Here is a 19268-nt window from a genome sequence, read left to right as displayed (position 1 = left end):
TGATTCTCGCGGCTTTGATTTTTGAACCCCCTATCCCGTGAAGGGGGCAGGACTGTTAAGTTCTGAATTCTTATATACTCTTTGTTATGTTGAGCGGAGTGAAACATCTCTTTAATCGCAAGAGATCCTTCGTTCCACTCAGGATGACAACCGAAAATAAAAGAACAAAGTGGAGAACTTAACAGCCCTGCCCTTTGCGGTGATTGGGAGGGCTTGTCTACCACTCAATTGGTTCAATACCTTTCGATACCAGATATTTATTCGCTCCACTGAAATGATTGTTCCCAAAAAATCCGTTGTGTGCAGATAATGGAGACGGGTGTACCGATCTTAATACCAGATGTTTATTTGTATCTATGAATGCTGCCTTTTTCTGTGCGTAAGCACCCCATAGGATAAATACGATATTTTCACGCCCTTCTGCCAACTTATGTATAGCAGCGTCGGTAAACGCTTCCCAGCCTTTTTTCTGGTGAGAACCCGCCATATGCGCTTGTACGGTCAGTGTAGCGTTGAGCAGCAATACACCCTGATTTGCCCAGCGCGTCAGATTACCCGATTTGGGAACAGGGATTCCCATGTCGCGGTTTATTTCTTTGAAGATGTTTACCAGAGAGGGCGGGGCGGGCATACCGTCAGGTACTGAAAAGGACAAGCCGTGTGCCTGACCGTCGTTATGATACGGGTCTTGCCCGAGAATTACCACCTTTACCTTATCGAATGGAGTGTGTTCGAAAGCATTGAAAATTAATTTGGCAGGAGGGAATATTTGTTTTGTACGGTATTCCTCTCTTACAAAACCGGTTAGTTTTACGAAGTAGTCTTTATCGAATTCATCTTTCAACTGTTCTTTCCAGCTTTCCTCTATTTTTACATCCATAATTCGTAGGTTAGTTTTATGTTAGATACTAAGTAACTGTTTAAATTAACAAATTGCCGGGTATAAAGATACAATTTTTGTGATGTAGTCCGATAAAAATAAATTATGGATTAGGGCGAACTCTTTTGATGTGATTTAACTTATACCATTTGCAATGGTATTCACACTAAGGCTCTAAGAAAACTTCTAGGTAAAAAAGTAAAGTCTCTACTATAAAATAAGTGATGTAGTATATTTATTAAATACCAAAAGTAATTTCTATACGAAAAGTATTTTCTTCGGTATAATCATACCGGGCTTCGAAGTTATTCTTATCACAGATAGACTTTACTATATTAAGGCCAAGCCCCGATGAATCTTCCGATTTGCGATGAAAAGCCATCCTATTGAACAGATTAGCGGATATACCCCCTTCTGCGCAACTATTACTTATGACCAGTTGCGATTGATCGAGGTATATATCTATCCGTCCATCTGTGATATTATGCCTTACTGCATTACTCAGTAGGTTGGATAATAATATTTCCGCTAATGTAGGGTTCATAAAAAGTGTACAAGACTCTATCCTGATGGTAACAAAAAGGTTCTTTGCATCAAACAGTTCTTCCAAATCTGAAAGGTAGAGAGAAAGGAGTTTGTTCATATCCACTTCTTTCTTTTCCTCATACTGATTATTATTTATTTTGGTAATCAGCAGGAGTGATTTATTTAATTTCGACAACCGCGATACAGCTCTCGATATAGCCCTTACGGACTTAGCCTGTTCTTCGTTTTCCATCAAACTTCTGTTCTGCATAAGTAAATCCAGCTTCGATTTTATGATGGACAGCGGCGTTTGCATTTCATGCGAAGCGTCTTCAGTGAAAATGCGGGAGTTTTCGTAGTCTTCATTGATCTTATCCACCATCCGCATAATAACATCATTGACCTCGTCAAACTCCTTGATGCCCGGATTCTTCAGATTGAGAACAGTATTTGCCTTCAGGTCGTATTCGTGCAGTTTCCGGAGATTGTCATCAAGCGGTTTCCATATATTCCTTTTCAGCAGATGTTCTACTACATATGTAAATGATATAAGCAGGATAAACAATATAAGGAGGGATGATACGATCGCATAGAACAAATCGTTCGATATCATTGTAGGCTGGTTGATATTGATCAGGTGATGCTCATCCTTATACGATACTGTGAAATAGAGTTGGCGGTAAGGGGTGAATGTACCTGTCTCCTCACTGTACATAATTGTATCTTTGAAAACTTCCTTGGGGAATATGCCCGGATCTGCGATTCGTTTCTCTTCTATTCTGGCCGGTTTAAGGACGAGTGTCGCCGCCAGAGGCAATGTATCGTTCCGGGCGACAAACTGCTCTATCCTTTTCTTCTGATCATTCAGCATCTGATCGCTGGAGTAATGAATAAAAAAGCGGAAGATAAAGAAATGAGAGACAGCTCCTATAACCAGTACTACAAGTATGGAGATAAAGAGATATTTCCGTATCAATTTTATCAGAGTCATTCTTCCGAGAATTTATATCCGATACCGTAAACCGTCTTTATATAATCTTTACACCCATTGTCGATCAGTTTCTTTCTCAGGTTTTTGATATGATTGTATATGAAATCGAACGAGTCGGCTGTCAGGCTCATATCATCACCCCACAAGTGTTCGGCTATATCTTCTTTACTCAATACCTTATCCTCATTCATTATAAAGTAAAGAAGCAAATCGTATTCTTTTCGGGTAAGCACTACTTCCTTCTCATTCACAAAGAGCCGGCGGTTGTCGAACTGAACGGTCAGTTCATTGAATTTCTTTTCATTACTCCCTTTAAGTCCTCTGCGACGAATAATGGATTTGATACGTGCATTCAGTTCCGACAGATGGAAAGGCTTTGTCAGATAATCATCGGCTCCTATATCCAGTCCCGTAAGTTTATCGTCCAGAGAGTTTTTTGCCGAAATGATAATCACACCCGCATCTTTATTCTTACTTTTCAGTTTCCGTATAATATCCAGTCCGCTTCCTCCGGGCAGGTTTATATCTACTACCACACAGTCATAATCATATAACCCCACCTTCTCCTCAGCCATAGCGTAAGTAGTAACGGATTGGACCGAGAAAGATTCCGAAACAAGAAATTCGGTAATCGACTCCAGTAGGTCTATTTCATCTTCTATTATTAACAGATTCATCCGGTTTTATCAACAGTTAAGTAGTAGAAAAATTTAAAGATATACTATCAAATCACAGCTAATCACTGCAGTTTCAGTCACCTCAATAAGAAACAGATTCTTAGAATTACAAATCTACTAAATTATATTTTAATTTACCTCCAAACAGAATGCCTGCACAAATAATGTACAGGCATTCCCATGAAAAAAATAGTTGTATCATCCTTTTATCAGACTTCCCTTATGGTCAAAAACCAAACTCCTGTAGTATGAATGATAACCATTCCCTCCAAACTTGATTTTTATAAAATATTTACCGTTACCTTTTCTTTTTGATACCATAACCGTATGATCGGGATAATTCTTATCAAGGTATTTCTTTATAGTTTCGGGTAACTGCTCCGGTGAAACATTCCCCTTGTAATATGTCTGATGCGGATATCCGCAGCCATACTCCTTCACATTCGCACCGATTGCAGAAACAGAACCAATACTGATTATCATACATACTAAAAGCGCTATTTTTTTCATCTCCGTAAATTTTGTAAATACTATTTGCTTCCGGCTTCTTTAACAAACATATATAACGAATCTGTAGAGATTCTGTAGCATAAAATATTTTTCAATATTTAAGTAGTCGCCTAAATATACAACATCACAAATAAAACGCCTATCTTTGCACCCTGTACAGTAGGCCGGTTTGCCGCTGGCTGCCGTAAGGCGGAAAGAGGAAAGTCCGGGCAACACAGAGCATCGTACTTCTTAATGGGAAGCTGCTTGTGAGGGCAGAGTTGAAGGTAACAGAGAATAACCGCCCCTTCGGGGGTAAGGGTGAAAAGGCGGGGTAAGAGCCCACCGCCCGTGCAGCAATGTATCGGGGCCGTACCACTTGCGAGTTGTAAGACCATGTATACCGGCGCATGTAGGGCTGCTCGCCCGATGCCGGGGGGTAGGTCGCTAGAGCCTGCCGGTGACGGCTGGCGTAGATAAATGGCAAACACCTTGCCTGGCAAGGAACAGAACCCGGCTTACAGGCCTGCTGTATTTTTATTAACTATTCAATCTGAAAACTACAGGTATTGTAAAATAGACAGGTACAGCAATTCCATGCTGTTCTCCCGGTATCCAGTTTGGCATTGCCTTAATTATGCGGACAACTTCCTTATCGCAGGCAGGATCAATCCCTCTTATAATTTTCACATCAGATACTTTTCCTGTTTTCGACACTACGAAACGAACAGTTACGCGTCCTTGTATCCCTGCGTCTTGTGCCGATACAGGATACTTTAAATTATCTCCGATAAATTTATGCATGGCAGCTTCGCCTCCCGGAAACCGGGGCATCTGCTCTACTGTGACAAACGGGTTTGAAGAATCTGTATCTTCTTCAATTACAGGTGGTGTAAACTCAACTGTGGGTGCTACTTCAGTTATTTCGTCAACGGTTGCTGCATCTAATGTTGCTGCTTTACTCTCCCGGATAACCTCACTTTTTTTCTTCTTTTTAGTCCCGGAAGAATCTTCGGGTTTATCATTATAGAAATAAAATACAGCGAAAGCTGCAACAGCAATAAAAAGTACGCTCAGGGCTTTTATTGCAAAAGAACTGTTGTCTGCTTTTTTACCGCTATTGTCGTTTTTGTCATAATTGTCTGTTTTTTTTTGATAGGCCATAGTGTTAAAGTTTAATTATATGTAGTGTCAGCGTTCAATTTCATTAGTCGTTTTCTCGCAATGGCATAATTCAAATAAATTTGATTCTGCCTTCATTGCTTAACGAAAACGTTCACTTTTATTATATTCTTTCGGTCGAAGGGATTCTTTATATACAGGATTCCAATATGTAAATATCCTGCCCTGCATGCTATCCTTATAATATTCTGTTCTCAGATTGAATACCGTTACCATATATCTCAACAGTTCAACCTGTTTGGTAGCACCGGAAGCAAATGAATTTGTATTTTCTAATATATTAAATATAAACTTCTTATCATTGAATGAAAAGTGTAATACAGTATTAGACCGCTCTTTTACGATATTTGCTCCCCGCACATATTCCAAATTGACAGAACTGCCGGAATACTTCAGATTGCCATTAAAAAAGATATTTATTTCATTAGCCGGACTAAAGGTTATTTTCACCCGCCTCACAAATATGAAAACAAAGCATATAGATAATGCCCATGTAGCAAAGATGAAATAATGGATATATTCTATTCTGAAATAGAAGAAAGCCGGAATATATAGTATCCAGATAGGAGCAGCCATAAGAAGAATCTGCTTTATCGAATATGGTATCGCCCAAAACTTAAATTCTTTCACGGGATTGTGATCATATTAGATTTAATTTATCTATACAAGAAAGTTATCGCAAGTTAATTAATAATCCATCACAAAAACAAAATTACAGTATGAAATACACGAACAAATTAGCCGGACGCATCGTAGAAATGATAGAACAGGACTTGTGTAGCATTTCCGAAATATGTAAATCACTAAAGATCAGCCGTAAGACATTTTATAAATGGAAAAAGGCAAAACCCGAGTTCGGCGAAGCAGTAGAAGAAGCCATCGACCACCGCGAAGATGTAATGATAGCCTCGGCACGCATCGGGTTGAAACAATTGCTGGAAGGCTATGTGCAGAAGAAAGAAAAGATCACCTATGTCCCCGATAAAAACAATTCGGCGGAAGAAGTAGAAAAATGCCGTGTGGTGGAAAAGAAATTCTGTCCGCCAAGCATCCGCGCTATAAAGTATGTACTCGACCGTGAGGAAAGAAAAAAAGACAAAGACCAGTTACTGGCCTCGCAGCGCCGTCCGCTGGTCATCGAAGTACAGGACGAGGAAACTAAGCGGCAACTGATGATATTACAGGAGAATGACTTTTGTTCGGGCGGTTCGCTCAATCGGGAGGTAGTGGCGGCCGTAGACAGTAAACTGGAAGAAGAACGGAAAGTGAAAAGTGAAGAATTAAAAAATGAACAGGATAAATTGCAGGTGCAGCCGATTGCCGCTCAGGTGCAAAAGCCCAAACCGAATCCTTATCCGTTTCTGCCTCCGGGATATACATCGAGAACAGATTGAGGGAGAGAAAGTAGTAGGTAATAAGTGAAGAACGAAAAATTACACGAGATACAAGTTGTTGGCTGTTCACCGACGAGATGCTTCGCTCTGCTCAACAAGCTAATTATTAATTATTCATTCTTAATTATTAATTGTTTTCAGTGTTACCTTTGTCACCTTTTGGGTATAACTGTAGGGGCGGAATATTTTCCGCCCGAAATGGAAAAAGGTCTGTGGGCGGAAAATATTCCGCCCCTACAAAAACCATAAAACCTGTTACCTTTGTTACTTTTTCACAACAATATACCGCATTCATGCGTTCCCTATTAAAAGAACAAACTATCTTTGTCAATATTTTGGATATTATATGATTGAAAAAATAACGAATTTTGTAAAAAGGGTTATCCGTTTTCTTTCCTACGACATCTGGCGAATCAATAAGAAAGACAGGTCGTCACGGAAAATAGGATTCTACAATATAATCAAATCTTTTATTCTGGCTATCCGTAATATCGACGGGGCGCAACTTTTCACGCGTGCATCGGCCCTTACTTACAGCACCCTGTTGTCTATAGTGCCATTGCTTGCTGTATTGTTTGCCATAGCCCGCGGGTTCGGGTTTCAGAATATAGTAAAGAGCCAGTTGTTCAGTTACTTTGCCGGACAGGAAGAACTATTGAATAAGGCTACTGCATTTATAGATAAGTCTATCGAATATGCTCAGGGTGGTGTATTTCTGGGCATTGGTGTGATATTGTTGCTGTATACGGTTATCAACCTGTTATCTAACATTGAGGACAACTTCAACAAGATGTGGCAGGTAAAAACAGGACGGTCATATTTCCGTATGTTTACCGACTACCTGGCCCTTATAATAATCGCCCCTGTATTCCTGATCTGTAATGCCGGTATCACGATTTTGCTGAATTCGACGGCCGAACAGCAATATCTGCTGGGGTTGGTAATAAGTCCGATGATGAAGGTCATTCCATTCCTGATTACAATCCTATTGTTTACAATATTATATATCTATATACCCAATACCAAGGTGAAGTTTACCAGCGCCCTGTTTGGTGGTATTTTCACAGGTATTGCCTTTCAGGTATTTCAGATGTTATATATCAGCGGGCAGATATGGATATCGAAGTACAATGCCATTTACGGTAGTTTTGCCGCCTTGCCGTTATTATTGCTATGGCTGCAGCTCACATGGTTCTTCGTTTTATTCGGAGTACAGTTATCCTTTGCCTATCAGAACGTGAATAAATTCAGTTTCGAACACGAAACATCGAATATAAGCCGCAGATACAAAGATTTTGTCCTGCTACTGATAATGACACTTATAGTTAAACGTTTCGAAAAAGGCCATACGCCTTACACTGCGGACGAACTGTCGGAATATTACAAAATACCGACCAAGCTGACCAACGATAGCCTTTTCTATCTGCAAGAAATAGGCCTTATCGTAGAAACCCCGTCGGCAAACACTCTTGTCCCCGCTTATATCCCCGCAATAGATATTAACCAGATAACGGTGTGCTACCTCTTCGAAAAAATAGACCTGCATGGCTCGGAAGACTTCGTTATCGATACCGATATATTATTTCGCAGCGAATGGGAGACTATACTATCCATGCGGGAAGCAGAAAGCAATAGTTGCAGTAATAAATTATTGAAAGATTTGTAAATAATGTATCAGAACACTGCAACTAGATGAAATCAGGCATACAAAATCTAACGGAAGGGAAAATATTTTCTACCCTGATACGTCTTGCGCTCCCTCTGATGGGCACAAGTTTCCTGCAAATGGCTTATACACTGATGGCTATGTCGTGGGTGGGACGACTGGGGACTGTATCGCATCCCGAAATCGCTACTAAGTCGGAGGCAGCAATAGGCGCCATAGGTATGCTCCTGTGGCTGACTGCATCGGTCGCTTATCTGGCTATGATAGGTTCGGAAGTGGCTGTCGGCCAATCCATAGGCGCTAAGAAGATGAAGCGTGCCGCCATCTATGCCTCCCATTCTACCACTACCTCGATAATACTGGGTGTGATATGGATTGCCATCTTATTTATATTTGCCAATCAGATACTATCTTTCTTTGAATTGGAAGCCGATATTACGGAAGATGCAGTACTCTATCTTCGCATACTTACTATGAGCCTTCCATTTCAGTTCTTGTCCTACAATTTTACCGGGATATACAATGGGGCGGGACGTAGTGTTGTGCCTTTCCGAAACAATGCTGCGGGTCTTGTCCTGAATATGATTCTCGACCCTATACTTATGTTCTGGATGGGAATGGGACTGCATGGGGCAGCTATAGGTACAGTTGTAGCACAGTTGTTCGTATTCTCGCTATTCTTCTATCAGATAAAATTCGGAAGCCGGATTCTGGGCAACTTCTCTTTCTTTATAAAGCCTAAAGCGATCTATCTGAAACGTATATTCTTCCTTGGGGCGCCTGTGTCTATTATGAATTCGCTCTATGCCATTATCAATATGAATCTGGCGCGGGTGGCATCTATTCATGGCGGGCACCTGGGACTGATGACCCAAACCACAGGCGGGCAGATAGAAGCTGTGACATGGAATACGTCGCAGGGATTTTCTACAGCTCTCAGTGCTTTTGTGGCTCAGAACTATGCCGCTAATAAGCTCGAAAGAGGCAAGAAAGCCTATTACTATACTATACGGGTAATGCTTACGCTGGGTATTGTTGTGAGTATCTGCTTTGTCCTTTTCGGAGCGCAGATATTCGGTATCATCGTCCCCGAAGAGAATGCGATGAAAGCAGGGGCACAGTATCTGTTCGTAATGGGACTGGTTCAGATATTTATGATGTTTGAGCTTACCACACAGGGAATGTTCAACGGGATCGGACGCACCATAGAACCCGCCATTATCAGTATTACATTCAATGCGCTGCGTATTCCGCTAGCCTACTATCTGGCGGCGCAAATGGGTATAACGGGTGTCTGGTGGGCAATTGCTATTTCCACCATTTGCAAAGGGATCATATTACCTACATGGTTTGCAATTGTTTACAGAAGGATAAAGAAAAAGAAGCCTAAGGTCAGTTAGCAGTCAACAGTAATCAGTTAACAGTCAGACAGCTTCCGATTCTTCATTCTTTGTTTTACACTTGCACCTTATCTATATATTTGTTGAGGGTTATGTTTCAACAAGCGTTCTTTGGCAGCCATTTCATATTTAGTACCGGGACGTCCGTAATTGCAAAAAGGATAGATACTGATTCCTCCACGTGGGGTAAAGATACCTACCACTTCAATGTATTTCGGGTTCATCAGATTTACAAGGTCCTTCATTATGATGTTTACACAATCTTCGTGAAAAGCCCCATGATTGCGAAAGCTAAACATATATAATTTAAGACTTTTACTTTCCACCATTTTTACATCAGGGATATAATTGATGTGGATAGTTGCAAAATCGGGTTGTCCGGTAATCGGGCATAAACTTGTAAATTCGGGACAATTGAATGTTACCCAGTAATCGTTTCCCTGATGTTTGTTTTCGAATGCTTCCAGTACTTCAGGAGCATAATCATCTTTGTACTCTGTTTTAGCGCCGAGATGGCTCAATCCTTCTATTCCCATTATTCTTTTATTTTTAAATAATTTTCTAAACCTTGCTTACGAAGCTTACAGGCGGGACAATGTCCACAACCATCAGCTATAATACCATTGTAACAGGTCAGGGTTTGAGTGCGCACAACATCGAAAACGCCCAATTGGTCGGCTAACTGCCATACAGCAGTCTTGTCTCGCCACATCAACGGTGTATGAATCTGGAAATGCTCATCCATCGCCAGATTGATCGAAGCATTTGCCGATAGTATAAACGTATCCCTGCAATCGGGATAACCGCTGTAATCGGCTTCGGATACACCTGTCACAATGTGACGGATACCGTGCGAACGGGCTATGACAGCTGCGAAAGTCAGAAACAAGAGATTACGTCCCGGAACAAATGTATTCGGGTACGAATCGGTCGGTTTTTCCTGATCCATTACAATATCACTTGTCAAAGAGTTTACAGACAACTGGCTGATAATGGATGCATCCAACAACTGGAAGGGCACACCTGCATGTCCGGCAATTGACTGTGCCACCTCTACCTCTTTAGAGTGGCGTTGACCGTAAGTAAAGCATAGAGTGCGAACGGAAGAAAAGTTTTTAATTGCCCAGTAAAGGCATGTTGTAGAGTCCTGTCCACCTGAGAACAAGACCAATGCTGGTTCTTTTTTATTCATTAATTCTTTGTTTTTTACGTGGTTGTTCCTAAGCTACACGGACAGGCGAAAGCCTTTCAATTACAAAAGTAGTAATTTTTAATAGGAATTAATTCAAAAAAAGGAAAGAAAGAATGATGTATCTGTATAAAACAGAAAGAGCTACAATAGATAACTGCAACTCTTTTGTAATCATTAATAGTCTATGCGCTTATTCTACTTCCAGCACATTTACCATCTGAGGTTCTACATCAGCTTTACCTTCGCCGTCTACCTGCTCTACTTTCTGGATGAATACATGTAAGAGGCCTTTCTCACGCCATAGTTCGGTATCGAAGGACGGTTCCCATGAACCAAGGGAAAAATCGGTCAAGTCTCTGATCTCCCATTTGTTCTTCTTTATGTCCTTACAAATGGCAATTGAGGCTCTTTCTCCCCTCTCTTCATCGCGGAAAAGCAGGCATAATTCGGTCGATTTACCTTTCACTTTTGCAACTACCTGCGGACGGGATATTGGGATACGTTTCGTCCCCACACCTTTCAGTGAAAATGGCGTTTTACGGAAACCAAGATTTAAGTTGTTCCATTTCTTACCTGTATAGTAAACAATATGGTATTGAGGAATATCTGAATTCTGTTCTCTCCAGTATGTCGCTATATAGGGATTACCTTTAGCATCGGTAACCATCGACGTCTGATTGATCAGCTCACTATTTTGTGGTATAGGGCAGGCTATTTCCGATTTTGCCGCAGTAATAGGCAAACTGTACTTTTCACCTCTCGAATTTTCCCATGACACACCTCCATCGGAAGACCTCGCATAACACAAGTCGTGATTGGTGGCAACATCGGCAGTTTCACGCCATACCCACGACAGGTGAATAGTCCCTCTATCGTCTATGCAGGATTGCCAATAAGCATTCCGCTGATTTTCACCATCAATAAAGTTCTTCTGTATTTGAGCCCAAGTCTTTGATTTCAGGTCATACCTGTTCATAACGAGGTTACCCCTACCCGATTGTCCGTCGCGATACATGAATATCAAATCTCCATTCGGCATTTTCAGAAACTCGGGATAGGTGACATTCGTTTCAAGGCTTCCGGTCATAGGCTGCTTATCTCCCAGTTCGAGGGAATAAGGTGTTACCCCTTTTGCATAACGCAACGGGTGCCCGTGATGATCCCATGAAACATGCAGATAACCATCTCCGTCAGCCATAATACTGATAGAATTGTGAGCATCGGATACATTACCTTTATATTGAGTCTTGCTTATAGTCCAGCTATCCTCTCCAATATTGCGTTTACCTAATGTAAGGAAACCGTCGGGATCGTAATAGGCTATAAACTGGACATTGTTATGGGTAACAAGCGAATTTTTGCGAAATACAGTCACATTCACAGAATTGTTTGACCAGCCCGGTGCTACAGGGATCAACTTCTGAGCATGAGCTGATAAGGAGAATAGTATAATACTTAATAATAGGTACTTCTTTATTTTCATGGTTATAATTTTCAGTCCGGCCTATTTGGATTTTTGATAAACGCGTACATAGTCGATTTCATAGGTCAAAGGAAAGGCATCATCATCCGGTGTGCCGCCATTTCCCCCGATAGCCAAATTTAGTAAAATATAATGAGGCTGCCTAAAAGGATTCTGATTTTGACCTATCGAGCCATTCTGAGTATCTTTGAGCAAAGTTTCGTTTACCATCACATCGTCTATATACAGACGGATGGCATCCTCATCCCAGTCCATACGCCAGATATGGAACTTATCTGCCCAAAAGGGGTCTTTATCTGTAAAGTTGGTGAATGGTATTATCTCCGAGTCCCATTTTGCATCGTATCTTTTATCTGTTCCCCATGCTGTATTGGCCAATATGTGAGGCTTGCCTCCTACCAGATAATATTCCATCAAGTCTATTTCTCCGTTCGACGGCCATTCCATAGAAGTACCCAGTGTCCAGATGGCAGGCCAGGAACCTGTTGCGGTGGGTATCTTCGCCCTGATTTCGAAACGTCCGTACCGGAATTCTTTTTTCCCTACCGTTTTTATGGAAGATGAAGTATAACCGGCATATTCACGGTTCCTCCTCCAATCGGAACTTCCCGATTCATAAGCAGGGTTCTTTACTTGCTCTCTCCTACCCTGTATATTGAGCACTCCGTTCTGACATACCGCATTGTCCGGCTGATACCATTGCAGTTCCTGATTCCTTACAAAGCCATTTTCGTAACTCCAGACATTGGCATCAGGCTTACCATCTTTGTCGAACTCATCGTTCCAGACAAGATCCCAGCCTTGTATATCTTTGGGAATAGTATTGTCTGCATTTATATGATCGAAGATATTCAGGTTCCATTCATCCATCCATTTCAATACAGGCATACCGTTTTCGAAGAGTATCGGAAGCCAGATATATCTCCCGTCGATAGGGTCCTTAGGAGTCCATCTGTCTCCCATAAAAATAAAGGCGTCTTTCTTTCCGGCAACCGGCAATATATAGGTACTCTGCGAATGGAATGTAAGTTCCGCATCTTTCCCTACACAGGGATTCGGATGCAATGTCCATGGTCCCCAGATATTATCGGCTGTGAGCAAACGGGCAGCATTCGGCGCCCAGCCTGTACATCCTGATGTTATCATAAAATAGAGTCCATCTTTCTTGAACACAGCCGGGGCTTCGTTATGACCACCCGGTTCTATACGGATGTATTTTCCCGTATAACCTAAGTAATCGTCTGTAAGTTCGGCTATCTGAAGAGTAAGGTTTTCTTCTGATGCATAGATATGATAGGCCTTTCCGTCATCATCTACATATAAAGTCATATCACGGGACATTTGCCCTCCGGCAAAATCGCGACGAACGAATAATCCGTCATCCACAGCTTTATGCCAATCGGGTGTCCACCAGTCTTTAAAGTCGGTAGATTTTATTGCTGAAGTTTGCTGCTCCGCAGTCATATTCAAAGGCCATTTACCGGCATTCACTCTACTATTCTGAATAAATTGGTAGGGGCCTGTCGCATTATCACTTACAGCGATGCCGACATTGGCAGCGGCATAACCTTTGCCTTTGAGTTCGAGATGAAAATACATTATAAACTTTTTAGTATTCTCATTATATATAACTTTGGGACGTTCTATTATGCAGCCTTTTACGATAGGACTATTCCGATCCTCCGAAACAGGCAGAGCTACGCCCTCATTCTTCCAGTTATACAAGTCATCGGATGAGTAACATGTGACACCAACAAATGCAGAGTTGGACTTTCCTCCTTTGTGTTCTCCAAACCAATAGTACTTTCCATTGTGATAGAGAATACCTCCTCCATGTGCGTTGACATGAACACCCTTATCATCGGGCCAAAGCTGACCGGGACGGATAACCTGCTCTATCTTTTGTTGCGAAAAACAGGAAAGACCCGATAGCATTAATAGGCCTGTCAGTAAAAGACTATAAATACTTCTATATATATTTTTCATTATTATCGTCTTAAAACACCAAGATAGGAGATCTTTCGACAGAGCTCCTATCCTGGCAATCTATTTATTTACAATGAATCTTAATTTGTTTTATCTTCATCGGCTACAGCATCCTGCCATGAATCCCATTTAGGAGTTGCAGCATCATAACCATCATAACCGTAGTTCTGGCTAAGCTCTCCTTTATTATTCGCTGTAATTGCAGCATTCGGGATAGGCCACAGGAAGTTACATTTGTCCATCTGATAATTGAATGTATTAGGGCGAACACTTCTTGGCCCCTGATTATACATACCATATCGAGTTACCCTCTTATACCAGTAACTACCACCATTCAAGTCTGTACCGGATTCTTTATATAATGTATTTACATCATAAGTACTACCCCACTCATCAGGTTTTCCGCTCAGGGCAAGGCAATACGAAACACGTTTCAATTCCACATTGCGCCATTCTTCGAGATATAACTCACGAGCGCGTTCATCCATAATGTCACCGATAGTCACTGTTGTGTATAATTCGGTACATTTCGCTCTCTTCCTCACTTCGTTTACATCTGACGCTGCACCTGCAGGATCACCAAGATAGAACTTCGCTTCTGCTCTAAGTAGATATGCTTCTGCCAAGCGGTATAAGTACCAGTCAGCAATACCTCCGTTACTTGCACCATTGAACTGGTTAGCACCCTGATTGGCTTCTGCCACTACATCGTTCAAATAAATTTTGTATTGAGGCCAGTCGAACCAAACACGAAGGGAGTCTGTACATAATAACTCTCCTGTATCCGGATGCTTGAACATAAGATTTTCACCAAACCATGTAGATGATGGATCATTATATTTAATAGAGTCCATTCTTCCCCAGTTACCAACCGTACTGTTATGACGCAAATCACCTTTATCATCTACACCATTTACTTTCCACACTCCGTTGGAAGCAAACCAAGTCAGACGCCATGTGGCAATACCACGTCCAATAGATCTGATATAATCATAATTAGCTCGGTAATTTGTATTATTACGGGCATAATTCACTACTGCTTGTTTTCCATCAGGCGTTTTCAAGTCTGATCCACTCGTGTAGCTAGGGCCGAAAATACGCATTGTAAGGAATTCGATCATCGACTCGGCAGTTGCGCCACGATTTACCATACCCATTATCACTTCTTTGTTAGTACCGGCAAGCTTATTTTCAGGGCGGTGCAGATCCCATATTACATTACGGGTCACTTTCCATGTTTGAGGAGAATAAGTATCTACAAAAGAACCGAAATTATCCTGCATCAATGAGTAGCCGGAGCTGTTAATCAAGATATCTGCCTGGTCTTTCGCTTTTTGAAACTGTCCTGTAGCCAGATAACATTTGATAAGTAACATACGGCAAGCACCTTTATTTACCATCCCTTTATATGTCATTTCACTTTGATCAGGCACCCATTCCACAGCAAATTCCATATCCTTTGTTATCATATCCAGAATTGCTTCTTTCTTTGTAGAACGATAATTCTGTTTAGGCACTGAAAGGATTTTAGTTACCAATGGTACATCGCCAAATTGGAAAACTAAAGACAAATAGCGGAACGAACGGTGGAAGTATGATCTGCCGATATAGGCATTTTTGGTTGCATCGCTCAATCCCTGTACATTATTGATAAAGGAAGTAATGGTATTTGCATATTTTATACCATTATAGGTCTCGTCCCAAAAGTAACTTCTCCAGTCACCGGCATCGTATCCGGCACCACTTGTAGGTGTCATCTGATTAGCGACATCAGAAAATAGTGCCGAGTCATCAGTCTTACTGGCTACGGATAGTTCTGAAAATAAGTATTCTGTACCGATTGGCACGGATATATTTCTGTTCTCGTAGCTTGTCCAATAGGAACGAAGGTGACGATCGGCCTGAGCCAATACTGCCTGCATCCCCGATTCAGTTGTAAATGTAATCTCCGGCTCGTAAAACGACAGTGGATCAGGCTCCAAAAAATCATCGGAACAACTGCCTAAAAATAACGAACTGCACATTGCGGTTACCAGCCCTATTGCCGATAATCTGTTCTTCATATTCTTATATATCTTTTTCATGTTTTATTACAATTTAGAAGGTTAAGTTTAAACCAAGCGAATAAATGCGGGATGCCAAACCTCCATTGTTGTTGGCTCCTGTTTCAGGATCACCATATTCCCAGTCTTTTTTCCATACGGCTACATTGCGAACCGAACCAAAGATTTTCACATTCTGCACGTCGAACCTTTGCAGCCACGCTTTAGGCAATGTATAGCCTACCGATATATTTTCGAGACGGATAAACGAGCGGTCGTGAAGTCTACCGGCTGTAACCGCACCTGTAGGCCCTTGTGCATTTAAGCGTCCATATTTATTCGTCGGATTATCTATTGTCCAGTATTCTTTAGCATATGTATTCAATCCATTAGTGATTAACGAACCGGCATTATCCTGATTCAAATAATATGTTTCAAGCGACTTATGCCCCATATAAGAATATATGCTGAATGACAGGCTCAGGTTCTTCCATAAAGTAAAATCATTACGGATTGACCAATGAATAGGAGGAGATGTTTTTCCTAAGAATTGTTTATCATTATCATTATATACCGGTGTAATAGAGCCATCGGCATTTACTTTATCATCGGCAGTATAAGAATTTTCCACTTTAGGGTCGCCGGGTTTCTGTCCATATCTGGCTGCTTCTTCAACTTCATTTGCCTGCCAGATTCCAGTTACTTTATAATCCCAGATTGTACCGATAGCCTGCCCGATAAACCAACCGTTTGTTTTATCGTCCATTTCTTTTGTCCCTACAACTTTTCCTGAAGCATCAAGGACATCTTCATATTGATAATAGAGATGCTTGATTTCATTCTTGTTATAAGAAAAGCCAAAGGTTGTTCTCCATTCAAAATTGTCATTCTTCATGTTAAGAGAGTTTACAGCAAACTCCACACCTCTGTTCTGCACCTCACCCAGATTGGTACCTATACCTGTAAATCCTGTAAATCCGGGCAGACGCTGAGTCATTATCATATCGTGCGTAGTCATTGTATAATACTCAAGGTTACCAGAGATGCGATCATTTAGGAAACCATAATCCAATCCGAAGTTCCATGCCTCTGTCTTTTCCCACTGCAGATTTGGATTAGCCATACGATCGATACGTAAATAGTTCATGTTGACCAAATTACCGGAAGCATCCAAATATCCTTGTTTTTTGTCTGTCACAAGATTGGCTATTGATATATATGGATTTTCAAGCTGGCGATTACCATTTTTACCCCACGAGGCACGTAGTTTTCCGGTGCTCATTGGTTTCCATTTGAAAAAGTCTTCATTCACAAATGACCAGGCAAGTGCTACTGAAGGGAAAGTGGCATGAGGATAATTCTGTCCGAATGCAGAGTATCCATCGCGGCGAACCGAAGTTGTTAGCATATACTTGTCATCATACGAATAGAATAAACGAGCTAAGAGAGCATCTGCCGTATAATGCGTATCTTCTGACGAATAAGAACTTTTTGTTTTATCACCGTCCTTTGTATTATGGAAGCCCAATGCATCTGATGGTAAAATATTGCGTGCTTCTATTCTGTCTTTCCAATATCTTTGTTCTTCAGCTTCCTGAACCAGAGTAAGATTTACTTTATGTTTTTGAGCAAAAGTGTAGTCCCAATTGATTGTATTGTTAATAGACCAGTCGAAGCGTTTTGCCTGCTCACGATTTACCAGACCACCGGTACTTACCCAATCAGGATGTTGAGAAGACTCGAAGTAGCGATCGAAGAAATACTGATAACGAGGTGCACCATTAAAGGAATAAGTAATATTGAAAGGTAATTTCACTTTTGCAGTAAAAATACTGTTCAATACCTGATAGCCTTTTTCCAACTCCATATACTGACGGTTGTAGTCATAGTTCCATCCATAATTCTGACTCGCTCCCATAGGGCGATACACTAAGTTGCCATCACTGTCGCGGTAAGATGCGTATGGGCTAAGACGCACCTGATTGGCATCCCAGTAATTATGACCTAGTCCCGGCTGAATATCGCCATCGCTACGATCCTGGAAATTTACATTCGCGCTTATTTCCAGCCATTTGGTTACTGTTCCTGTAAGCTTCAGATTGGCGCGGACAGATTGATACTCATTACCAACAACAGCTCCTTCATTTTTAAGGTAACCAAGAGACATATAATAATTCATCCGTTCACTGGCTCCCGACACGCTCGCATTATAATCCTGATTGATACCCGTACGGAAAGTATGGTCGTACCAGTCGAAGGTATTTCCATCGATATAGTTCTGAAGCACAATATCACTCAAGTTTAAGCGCCTGCCGTATATACTGGCATCGGATTCACCCGTTGCATTGGTCGTATATCCGCGCCAGGTATCGAGCGAAACACCATATTGGGCTAAATTTTTAGGATTATCATAATATCCATATTTTCCTTTAGTAGTACCTGTCTGATAAGCTTCATAGTTACCCGTTTCGGAATTTACGCCATAAGTACCGGTTTTGTACCAGTCTTCCCGGTATTGCATATAACCATCAGGACTAAACACCTTACGGTAATCGCTCTTGGTAGTAACACCGAAGTTTGCACTTACGTTTACTACAGGCTTACCCATCTGCCCTTTTTTGGTAGTGATGATAATAACTCCACTTGCAGCTCTTGCTCCATATACGGAAGCCGCCGAAGCATCTTTCAATACATCGATCTGTCCTATATCATCTGGGTTGATTTCCGATAATTCACCATAGAACATCATTCCGTCGAGGATAATCAATGGGTCATTGTGCCCACCTCCGGTAGTTACCGAACGCTGACCACGTATCTGCATAGAACCTCCACCTTTGGCATCGGCACTATAGCCGACTGACAGACCTGGGGTTCCACGAAGAATGTCCTGAACTGTCTTTGGATTTTCGTTCGCCAGTCTGTCAGGACGAACCTGTACGATAGAACCTGTCAGGTCTTTCTTTCGCATTGTCCCGTAACCGATAACTACGACCTCATCCAACATCTTGGAATCTTCTTCCAGCTTTATTAGAAAACTCGTTTGATTTTCAACATTTACTTCCTGTTTGATATACCCTACATAAGATATTACAAGTGTAGAATTAGCCGCAGCCGGCAGTGTAAATTTCCCGTCGATATCGGTTACAGTACCTACAGTCGTGCCTTTGACCACGACAGATACGCCGATAAGGGCTTCACCTGTATTTGCATCAGATACTGTACCTTGCACCGTTCTATTTTGAGCAAATATTCCGGATGAAAAGGTTATTAATGCAAACAACAAGAAAAATGAGAAGAAAGATTTTGGTATTGCCTTTCCGCATACCTCACTTTGCTTTTTTAAATAAGTATATTTTCCCAT

The 19268-nt window shown here is 41.4% G+C and carries 15 protein-coding genes and 1 other RNA gene; 4 read left to right on the top strand and 12 right to left on the bottom strand.

All coding sequences use genetic code 11. From position 1 onward, the window contains the following. Positions 1-217 precede the first annotated feature (217 nt). From ung to QZL88_RS15150, 4 genes are all read right to left on the bottom strand, one after another. Positions 218-880 carry a uracil-DNA glycosylase gene (gene ung, locus QZL88_RS15165; protein ID WP_296942440.1) on the bottom strand — a complete coding sequence of 221 codons (663 nt, stop codon included), beginning with the start codon at positions 878-880 and terminating at the stop codon, positions 218-220. A gap of 238 nt (positions 881-1118) precedes the next feature. Beyond that, positions 1119-2396, bottom strand: coding sequence for a HAMP domain-containing sensor histidine kinase (locus tag QZL88_RS15160; protein WP_296942438.1), 1278 nt, complete (start codon positions 2394-2396; stop codon positions 1119-1121). Then, complete coding sequence (locus tag QZL88_RS15155; protein WP_296942436.1) at positions 2393-3073, bottom strand: response regulator transcription factor; 681 nt, start codon at positions 3071-3073, stop codon at positions 2393-2395. The genes QZL88_RS15160 and QZL88_RS15155 overlap by 4 nt, the downstream gene beginning before the upstream one ends. A 198-nt stretch (positions 3074-3271) precedes the next feature. Continuing rightward, positions 3272-3583 carry a hypothetical protein gene (locus QZL88_RS15150; RefSeq protein ID WP_296942434.1) on the bottom strand — a complete coding sequence of 104 codons (312 nt, stop codon included), beginning with the start codon at positions 3581-3583 and terminating at the stop codon, positions 3272-3274. Positions 3584-3739: 156 nt separating this feature from the next. On the opposite strand from QZL88_RS15150, the gene rnpB reads away from it, so the two are divergent. Then, an RNA gene (gene rnpB, locus QZL88_RS15145) (RNase P RNA component class A) lies at positions 3740-4099 on the top strand. A gap of 3 nt (positions 4100-4102) precedes the next feature. Here rnpB and QZL88_RS15140 read toward each other — a convergent pair. Both QZL88_RS15140 and QZL88_RS15135 read right to left on the bottom strand, forming a co-directional pair. Beyond that, positions 4103-4726 (bottom strand): energy transducer TonB, encoded by a 624-nt coding sequence (locus QZL88_RS15140; RefSeq protein ID WP_296942432.1) that lies wholly within the window; start codon positions 4724-4726, stop codon positions 4103-4105. 99 nt (positions 4727-4825) lie between these two features. Further along, complete coding sequence (locus QZL88_RS15135) at positions 4826-5320, bottom strand: hypothetical protein (protein WP_296942430.1); 495 nt, start codon at positions 5318-5320, stop codon at positions 4826-4828. 143 nt (positions 5321-5463) lie between these two features. Here QZL88_RS15135 and QZL88_RS15130 point away from each other — a divergent pair, with 143 nt between their 5' ends. From QZL88_RS15130 to QZL88_RS15120, 3 genes are all read left to right on the top strand, one after another. Beyond that, a complete protein-coding gene (locus tag QZL88_RS15130; RefSeq protein ID WP_296942428.1) occupies positions 5464-6138 on the top strand; it encodes a phBC6A51 family helix-turn-helix protein in 675 nt (224 codons plus the stop codon). Between the two features lie 346 nt (positions 6139-6484). Next, positions 6485-7804 carry a YihY/virulence factor BrkB family protein gene (locus QZL88_RS15125; RefSeq protein ID WP_296942426.1) on the top strand — a complete coding sequence of 440 codons (1320 nt, stop codon included), beginning with the start codon at positions 6485-6487 and terminating at the stop codon, positions 7802-7804. Positions 7805-7830: 26 nt separating this feature from the next. Continuing rightward, a complete protein-coding gene (locus QZL88_RS15120) occupies positions 7831-9204 on the top strand; it encodes an MATE family efflux transporter (RefSeq protein ID WP_296942425.1) in 1374 nt (457 codons plus the stop codon). A gap of 68 nt (positions 9205-9272) precedes the next feature. Here QZL88_RS15120 and queF read toward each other — a convergent pair whose 3' ends face one another. The 6 genes from queF to QZL88_RS15090 form a co-directional block, all read right to left on the bottom strand. Then, a complete protein-coding gene (gene queF, locus QZL88_RS15115; protein WP_006799893.1) occupies positions 9273-9740 on the bottom strand; it encodes a preQ(1) synthase in 468 nt (155 codons plus the stop codon). Further along, entirely contained in the window at positions 9740-10396 is a 657-nt protein-coding gene (queC, locus tag QZL88_RS15110; RefSeq protein ID WP_296942423.1) for a 7-cyano-7-deazaguanine synthase QueC, read from the bottom strand. Before queC ends, queF begins: the two co-directional genes overlap by 1 nt. Positions 10397-10586: 190 nt before the next feature. Further along, positions 10587-11879: a BNR repeat-containing protein gene (locus QZL88_RS15105; protein ID WP_296942421.1), complete on the bottom strand. Its 1293-nt coding sequence runs from the start codon at positions 11877-11879 to the stop codon at positions 10587-10589. A 21-nt stretch (positions 11880-11900) separates the two neighbouring features. Then, complete coding sequence (locus tag QZL88_RS15100) at positions 11901-13865, bottom strand: family 43 glycosylhydrolase (protein ID WP_296942419.1); 1965 nt, start codon at positions 13863-13865, stop codon at positions 11901-11903. A gap of 80 nt (positions 13866-13945) precedes the next feature. Next, positions 13946-15949 carry a RagB/SusD family nutrient uptake outer membrane protein gene (locus QZL88_RS15095; protein ID WP_296942417.1) on the bottom strand — a complete coding sequence of 668 codons (2004 nt, stop codon included), beginning with the start codon at positions 15947-15949 and terminating at the stop codon, positions 13946-13948. A gap of 13 nt (positions 15950-15962) precedes the next feature. Next, entirely contained in the window at positions 15963-19268 is a 3306-nt protein-coding gene (locus tag QZL88_RS15090; RefSeq protein WP_296942416.1) for a SusC/RagA family TonB-linked outer membrane protein, read from the bottom strand.

Source organism: uncultured Dysgonomonas sp. (assembly GCF_900079725.1).
GTDB lineage: Bacteria > Bacteroidota > Bacteroidia > Bacteroidales > Dysgonomonadaceae > Dysgonomonas.
The sequence above is the reverse complement of the archived record's forward strand: the minus strand, read 5'-3'. Positions and strand labels throughout refer to the sequence as shown.

Coding starts and splice junctions, on each gene's coding strand:
- ung (WP_296942440.1), bottom strand. CDS start 880: ATGGATGTAAAAATAGAGGAAAGCTGGAAAGAACAGTTGAAAGATGAA.
- QZL88_RS15160 (WP_296942438.1), bottom strand. CDS start 2,396: ATGACTCTGATAAAATTGATACGGAAATATCTCTTTATCTCCATACTT.
- QZL88_RS15155 (WP_296942436.1), bottom strand. CDS start 3,073: ATGAATCTGTTAATAATAGAAGATGAAATAGACCTACTGGAGTCGATT.
- QZL88_RS15150 (WP_296942434.1), bottom strand. CDS start 3,583: ATGAAAAAAATAGCGCTTTTAGTATGTATGATAATCAGTATTGGTTCT.
- QZL88_RS15140 (WP_296942432.1), bottom strand. CDS start 4,726: ATGGCCTATCAAAAAAAAACAGACAATTATGACAAAAACGACAATAGC.
- QZL88_RS15135 (WP_296942430.1), bottom strand. CDS start 5,320: ATGGCTGCTCCTATCTGGATACTATATATTCCGGCTTTCTTCTATTTC.
- QZL88_RS15130 (WP_296942428.1), top strand. CDS start 5,464: ATGAAATACACGAACAAATTAGCCGGACGCATCGTAGAAATGATAGAA.
- QZL88_RS15125 (WP_296942426.1), top strand. CDS start 6,485: ATGATTGAAAAAATAACGAATTTTGTAAAAAGGGTTATCCGTTTTCTT.
- QZL88_RS15120 (WP_296942425.1), top strand. CDS start 7,831: ATGAAATCAGGCATACAAAATCTAACGGAAGGGAAAATATTTTCTACC.
- queF (WP_006799893.1), bottom strand. CDS start 9,740: ATGGGAATAGAAGGATTGAGCCATCTCGGCGCTAAAACAGAGTACAAA.
- queC (WP_296942423.1), bottom strand. CDS start 10,396: ATGAATAAAAAAGAACCAGCATTGGTCTTGTTCTCAGGTGGACAGGAC.
- QZL88_RS15105 (WP_296942421.1), bottom strand. CDS start 11,879: ATGAAAATAAAGAAGTACCTATTATTAAGTATTATACTATTCTCCTTA.
- QZL88_RS15100 (WP_296942419.1), bottom strand. CDS start 13,865: ATGAAAAATATATATAGAAGTATTTATAGTCTTTTACTGACAGGCCTA.
- QZL88_RS15095 (WP_296942417.1), bottom strand. CDS start 15,949: ATGAAAAAGATATATAAGAATATGAAGAACAGATTATCGGCAATAGGG.
- QZL88_RS15090 (WP_296942416.1), bottom strand. CDS start 19,268: ATGGGAAAATATACTTATTTAAAAAAGCAAAGTGAGGTATGCGGAAAG.